Origin of the sequence: Bacillus sp. PSXD-155 (assembly GCF_049310765.1) — a bacterium.
Lineage (GTDB): Bacteria > Bacillota > Bacilli > Bacillales > Bacillaceae_G > Bacillus_A > Bacillus_A cereus.
This window is the reverse complement of the sequence record NZ_JBMOWC010000053.1, coordinates 20,890-27,616: the sequence shown is the minus strand read 5'-3', so window position 1 is coordinate 27,616 and position 6,727 is coordinate 20,890. Positions and strand designations below refer to the sequence as shown.

Sequence of the window (6,727 nt, the reverse complement as noted above, 5' to 3'; positions counted from 1 at the left end):
TGAAATGATATGACAAAGCAGAATAAAGCATATAAATTCCGTTTGTATCCAACAGAAGACCAAGCACATCTTATGCGTAAAACCTTCGGTTGTGTACGTTTCGTGTATAACAGAATGTTAGCTGAACGGAAAGAAGCGTATGAAAAACACAAAGAGGATAAAGAACAACTAAAAAAACAAAAGCTTCTCACTCCTGCGAAATACAAAGCAGAATTTGAGTGGTTAAAAGAAGTGGATTCATTAGCTTTGGCAAATGCTCAACTAAACTTGCAAACTGCCTATAAAAATTTCTTTCGTGGTCAAAATGACTTCCCAACATTCAAAAGAAAAAAAGACAGAAAGTCTTATACAACGAATGTAGTGAACGGAAATATTATGTTGCTTAACGGTCATATCAAATTGCCAAAACTGAAAATGGTACGTATCAAACAGCATAGAGAAATACCACAAGACCATATAATCAAGTCATGTACGATTTCTATGACACCTACTGGTAAATACTATGTGTCCATTTTGACTGAATACGAAAAAGAGATCGTACAAGAAGAAGTAGAAACAGTTGTTGGATTAGACTTTGCGATGGATCAATTATACGTCAGTTCTGAGGATGAGAGAGCCAATTATCCTAAGTTCTATCGTGAAATGTTAGACCGATTAGCAAATGCTCAACGAGTATTATCAAGACGTACAAAAGGTTCAGGGCGTTGGAATAAACAACGTATCCGTGTAGCTAAGCTGCATGAAAAAGTAGCAAACCAACGTAAGAACTTCCTTCATCGTAAGTCTAAAGAGTTAGCTACTCATTTTGATGTTGTAGCTATTGAAGATCTAAATATGAAGGGAATATCGCAAGCACTTCATTTTGGAAAAAGCGTCGCTGATAATGCTTGGGGTATGTTCACTTCTTTCTTAGCTTATAAACTAAATGAACAAGGCAAACAGCTTGTGAAAATAGACAAATGGTTTCCTTCCACAAAAACATGTAGCAGTTGTGGAAATGTGAAAAATATGTCATTGTCTGAGCGAGTCTATTCTTGTATATGCGGTGTAAATCTCGATAGAGATTATAACGCAGCTATCAATATCAAAAATGAAGCAATACGCCTATTGGCGTTAGCATAGATAGCAATAAAATAACCCTTGGAACAAGGGAGTTAGCTCGGCTGTCTTAGGACGAATTCGTTAGCTACCAAAAGTAACGACTAACCGAGAAGCCCCCACTTCAAACAGTCCGTTAGAACGTTAAGTGGTGGGTAGTTCACTTACTAAATAATACTATTCATGTATACGAGGTGAAACAAATGGGGAGACGAGTAAGCGAGAAGAAAACAAAAGAGCAGTTTTTATATGAAAGAAGAAGACAATTAGAAATAATGGAAGGTATTAGTAGCATCTGCAAAGGATGCGATATTTATATAGAATTGAGAAAAACGAAAGCACATAAAGAACTTGCCAATACATGCGCAAGGAACTGTAAGTTGATTAGTAACGTACAAAAGGAGACAAAAATATTTTTAGAAACAATTCGTTAAAAATGAGAAGGGAGGAATAGGTATGAATGAATCATATAGCAGCTTGAATCGCGATGAGTCATTAAATAAAACTATAACACAAGGTTCTACTGCAAGAAGTATTAAGCCAATGGCAAATCTAGAAGAGAACACTTTTGAAATTAAGGAAATTGGGAATTATAAGGTACTATCAAAACAAGAAAGTTTGAAATTATTTCAGCGGTACAAACATGGTGAAAAGGATCTACGTGATTATTTGTTTCATGTGAATGTAGGACTAGTATTATCTATTGCAAGAAAGTACAAAAACAAGCACCCTGATATAGAGTTTGATGATCTGGTTCAAGAGGGTAATGAAGGAATGTTACGGGCAATGGAAGACTTTAATCCGGCTTTAGGTTATTGCTTTTCCACGTACGCTTTTTGGTGGATACAAAAAAGTATGTTAGGAATTATATGTAGAAAAAAGTCTGGACCTTTTAAAATCCCTCATTATGTGAATCAATTTAATTTAAGATATGTCGAGTTAGAAGATAAATATCTACAAATGTACAACAGAACCCCTTCAGTGGAAGAAGTAGCAAAAGAGTTAAATGTAACTAGCGAAACAGTCATTAAGCACAACGTATATTATAAGCGAGCTACTACTATGACTTTGGATGTAGATACAATAAATGAAGATATAGGTATATTAAATCCATTCTATGATGATAGTTCAGCAATTCCGTCAACAAATGAGATGGTAATTGAGGACTTAAATTACGAGATATGGTTAATATTTGATGAAGTATTAAACCCAAAGCAAAAGATGGTACTAAATCTATGTTTTGGTCTTCTAGATGGTAAAGTATATTTGCATAAAGAAATTGCAAAAGCACTTATGATAACAACTGAAAGAGTGTCACAAATAAAGGATGAAGCAATTAAAAAATTGAAGAAATGTGACTATAAAGATGAAATTTTTAATCTATTACATGAAAAGTTGAAAGTAATGGATGAACTTAATATGGCGTGAAAATATATATTTGTATTTATCAGGATATACAGTATAACGAGCGTGTTGTATCTTTTTCTGTCTGAAAATTGAGAATAAAGTGATGTATTAAGGGTATAACATGTACTTCGAATTACTCACCACACTTCCTACTTTAGCTTGGTTTTCACAACTTCGGCAAACGTGGGGCGCAAGAACGTTGAAGATTTTACGGTTGCAACACTTTTCTGCAACCAACCTTATATCTTCAGTTTTCAAAGAGCAATCTGTACAAGTATATGGTAGTAAACATGTTGGCTTATGCCAAGCGACATTCATCTCCCGCCTAAAATTGGCGTTTCATATTTTTACATTTTAAGGAAGAAGTTTTTTGTCGGAAAACGATAAACTCAATAGATGATAAATAAAAAGAAGGATAAATGGGTGCTACCTATTTATCCTTTTTTTATTTATCATGCTTAAAGAAATAATATTATCTCTAATTTTCCTTAGTTTTTCTGTAGAAATATCTCATGATTAATTATGAAGGATGAATAATTTAATTACTCTCATTAATGAGGTACCGATAGAAAGGAGGCCATTGTTGTTATATGCAAAATAATAGAAAAAGAAACGTAATTAAGGAAAGGATTAGACAAGAAAAAGAACGACGAGAACGATTACTAGCAGAGGAGGAAGAACAATATGAGGATGTCTATAAAGATCCAGTAAGTGAGCAAATACAACAAGAGCATTTAGAACAACCGCAGAACCAACGTGAAGAAAGTGTAAATGTAAATTTACCTAAAAATGAATCTTCAAATAATAACCCAGCTCTTGATTGGATCACTACAATTCAAAAACAGGCAGGCACTTCTGAAAGCGAATTTAAAATAGAAGACGCACGTAGAAAAGCGGAAGAAGAAGCAAGGAAACGGGCAGAAGCGGAAGCACGTAGAAAAGCAGAAGAAGAAGAAGCAAGGAAACAGGCAGAAGCGGAAGCACGACGGAAAGCGGAAGAAGAAGCAAGGAAACAGGCAGAAACGGAAGCACGACGGAAAGCGGAAGAAGAAACAAGGAAACAGGCAGAAACGGAAGCACGTAGAAAAGTAGAGGAAGAAGCAAGGAAACAGGCAGAAGCGGAAGCACGACGGAAAGCAGAGGAAGAAGCAAAGAAACAGGCAGAAGTGGAAGCGCGATGGAAAGCAGAAGAAGAAGCAAAGAAACAGGCAGAAGTGGAAGCACGTCGTAAGGCGGAGGAGAAAAAACTTGAAGAATTAAGAAAACGTAGATTAGAGGAAGAAAAGAAAATAGAAGAAGCACAAAAGAGACAAAAAATAGCTGTGGCTAAAAGGGAACCAGAAAGTGATGAAATCAATTTAAATAAGAAAAGAAATCTACTAAGTGAAACTAAACCTGAACATGAAGAGAAAGTAGTAATAGATAAAAAAGGAATCCTAAATAATATAAAAAAATATAAGTACGCTATTATAGGAATCGCATCGATTGTTTTATTCATATTAGCAGGTCTTACCTTTAGTAATTTGAAGAATTTACAGGCTGCATCTGCAAATGATGTAAATAGTTTAGAAGTTAATGTGAATTTAATAAATGGATTAAGATTATCTGCAGTTCAAAAATATCAAGATGCTGCCTTGGAATTTGATAAAGTGGATTATAAAAAGTTAGGAAAAGAAGATAAAAAGGCAGTTTTATTTACTTATCTTTTAAGCGGTAAAGCACAAAAGGCTATTGACTTAGAGCAAGATTTTGCAGAATCAGTAGTTTCATATTATATAGCTGTTGATAACTTGAAAAAGGTAAAAGAACTTAAAACTAAAAATTCACTAATTAATTTTGAAATTGCTGCGTTAGATAACAAACATGAAGAAGTTATCAAATTAATAGATCAAGTGCCACTAGATGGTAGAAGAGAAGGAATTATTGTTAATAGTTATTTGAAATTAAATAAATCTGAGGAAGCTAAAAAGTTTGCTCAAAAGGTTGGAAATAAAGATTTACTCGAAAAAATTAGTAATTCTACACCTAATAGTTCTGCTACATCTGTTGCAACTATAAGTGCAGGTTAAGTAATGGGGAGGAATTGATTGTGCCTTTAGATTATTCAAAAATCTTCAAGAAAGTTTTACTTGCAACTACTGCTACTACCTTAAGTGTTGGGGTAGTTTCAGGCTGCTCGCTGTTTTCTTCGGAAAAAAAGAGCACCAAAACAGCATCAGTATCTAAAAAGAAAAAAGATACTGAAAAAGAAAAGAAGAAAGATGAGAAAAAAGATGAAAGTAAGAATGAAACGAATGAAAATTTAAATACTAACGATTTTGATGAAATCATTGATAATGCAAAACGTAGCTCTGCTCAAAATTTAGCCGGAATCATTGAAAATAACAAAACTAAAAAGAAATTTGATGATTTAACTGATTCAATTGCTACCGCGGCTATAAATTCAGATAGAAATCTAGCATCAGTTATTGACGGTGATAAATCAAATAATCGTTTTTCAGATTTAAATACTTCAATAGCATCAGCAACAAACAATCCTTCTGTTTCGGATAATAAGGATAGTAAGAACTTTGTATTTGGTGGCGATTTAAATATCAATGATGGGGTTGCTATTGCAGATAATTCAATGCCTCCAGTTAATCATGATAAAAAAACGCCAGCTTCTGGAGATTCTAGTAACGTAGGAGATGCAAAACTACCAACAGGTGGTGAAGGTAATAGTGGCGGGGGAGATATAAAACCACCAACAGGTGGTGAAGGTAATAATGGTGGTACAACAAAACCGGAGAAACCTGAAAAAGATACAGTGGCACCAGTAATTACAGCAAAGCAAGGTGTAACTATACATGTAGGAGATAGTTTAAGTGCAGGCGATTTAGTAGAAGTAAAAGATAATAAAGATCCAAACCCAGTGGTAATAGTGGGAGCGTACGATACAGGTAAGGTAGGGGAAATTCAAGTAACAGTAACGGCAACAGATGCATCAGGAAATAGCTCAAGTACAACAGTAACCGTCAACGTAGTCGAAAAAGAAGAAGAAAAGGATACAGTAGCACCAGTAATTACAGCGAAACAAGGTGTAACTGTTTATGTAGGAGATAGCTTAAATGCAGGAGATTTAGTAGACGTAAGAGATAATAAAGATCTAAACCCAGTAGTAATAGTAGGAGCGTACGATACAAGTAAGGCAGGAGAAATTCAAGTAACAGTAACGGCAACAGATGCATCAGGAAATAGCTCAAGTACAACACTAATCGTTAAAGTAGTAGAAAAAGAAGAGGAAAAGGATACAGAAGCACCAGTAATAACAGTGAAACAAGGTGTAACCGTACATGTAGGAGATAAATTAAGTCCAGAAAGTTTAGTGAGTGTAAAAGATAATAAAGATCCAAACCCAGTAGTAACAGTGGGAGTGTACGATACAAGTAAACCGGGTACAATATCAGTTCAAGTAACGGCAACTGATAATACGGGTAACAGCTCAACAGTAACGGTAACAGTAAAAGTAGTAGAAAAGGAAGAGGAGAAGGATACGGAAGCACCAGTAATAACAGTGAAACAAGGTGTAACCGTACATGTAGGAGATAAATTAAGTCCAGAAAGTTTAGTGAGTGTAAAAGATAATAAAGATCCAAACCCAGTAGTAACAGTGGGAGTGTACGATACAAGTAAACCGGGTACAATATCAGTTCAAGTAACGGCAACTGATAATACGGGTAACAGCTCAACAGTAACGGTAACAGTAAAAGTAGTAGAAAAGGAAGAGGAGAAGGATACGGAAGCACCAGTAATAACAGCGAAACAAGGTGTAACCGTACATGTGGGAGATAAATTAAGTCCAGAAAGTTTAGTGAGTGTAAAAGATAATAAAGATCCAAATCCAGTAATAACAGTAGGAGCGTATGATACAAGTAAGCCAGGCACAATATCAGTTCAAGTAACGGCAACCGATAAGGTAGGAAATAGCTCAACTGAAACAGTAAATGTTATAGTTCTTGAGAAAGAAAAGCCAGAGCAGAAACCCGAACAAAAACCAGAACAGAAAACTGCAGGAACAACTTCTAAAGAGCAGGATAATGGATTACTTGCATCAAATTTTAATGGTGTAGCTAAATAAGATTTTAGCAGAAATCTATAATAGCGAAGATTTTAGAAGGTTCATCTATAAGTTTTTTATCAGTCGAACTTAACTAATCAAAATCATATTTTAAAAAGGTCCGAC

General features: G+C 34.8%; 6 protein-coding genes. All 6 read left to right on the top strand.

Annotation, left to right across the window (positions count from 1 at the left end; genetic code table 11):
• Window positions 1-9: 9 nt before the first annotated feature.
• The 6 genes from ACO6VI_RS28070 to ACO6VI_RS28045 all read left to right on the top strand — a co-directional run bounded on the left by ACO6VI_RS28070 (window position 10) and on the right by ACO6VI_RS28045 (window position 6,622).
• On the top strand, window positions 10-1,122 hold the full coding sequence (locus ACO6VI_RS28070) for an RNA-guided endonuclease TnpB family protein (protein ID WP_422424679.1): 1,113 nt from the start codon (window positions 10-12) through the stop codon (window positions 1,120-1,122).
• Between the two features lie 179 nt (window positions 1,123-1,301).
• On the top strand, window positions 1,302-1,532 hold the full coding sequence (locus ACO6VI_RS28065) for a hypothetical protein (protein WP_422424677.1): 231 nt from the start codon (window positions 1,302-1,304) through the stop codon (window positions 1,530-1,532).
• Between the two features lie 22 nt (window positions 1,533-1,554).
• Entirely contained in the window at window positions 1,555-2,526 is a 972-nt protein-coding gene (locus ACO6VI_RS28060) for a sigma-70 family RNA polymerase sigma factor (RefSeq protein WP_422424676.1), read from the top strand.
• Window positions 2,527-2,626: 100 nt separating this feature from the next.
• Window positions 2,627-2,863, top strand: a complete 237-nt coding sequence (locus ACO6VI_RS28055; protein ID WP_327961603.1) for a hypothetical protein — start codon at window positions 2,627-2,629, stop codon at window positions 2,861-2,863.
• A gap of 232 nt (window positions 2,864-3,095) precedes the next feature.
• Window positions 3,096-4,574, top strand: coding sequence for a hypothetical protein (locus tag ACO6VI_RS28050; RefSeq protein WP_422424675.1), 1,479 nt, complete (start codon window positions 3,096-3,098; stop codon window positions 4,572-4,574).
• 20 nt (window positions 4,575-4,594) lie between these two features.
• A complete protein-coding gene (locus ACO6VI_RS28045; protein WP_422424674.1) occupies window positions 4,595-6,622 on the top strand; it encodes an adhesin in 2,028 nt (675 codons plus the stop codon).
• The last annotated feature ends 105 nt before the right edge of the window (window positions 6,623-6,727 follow it).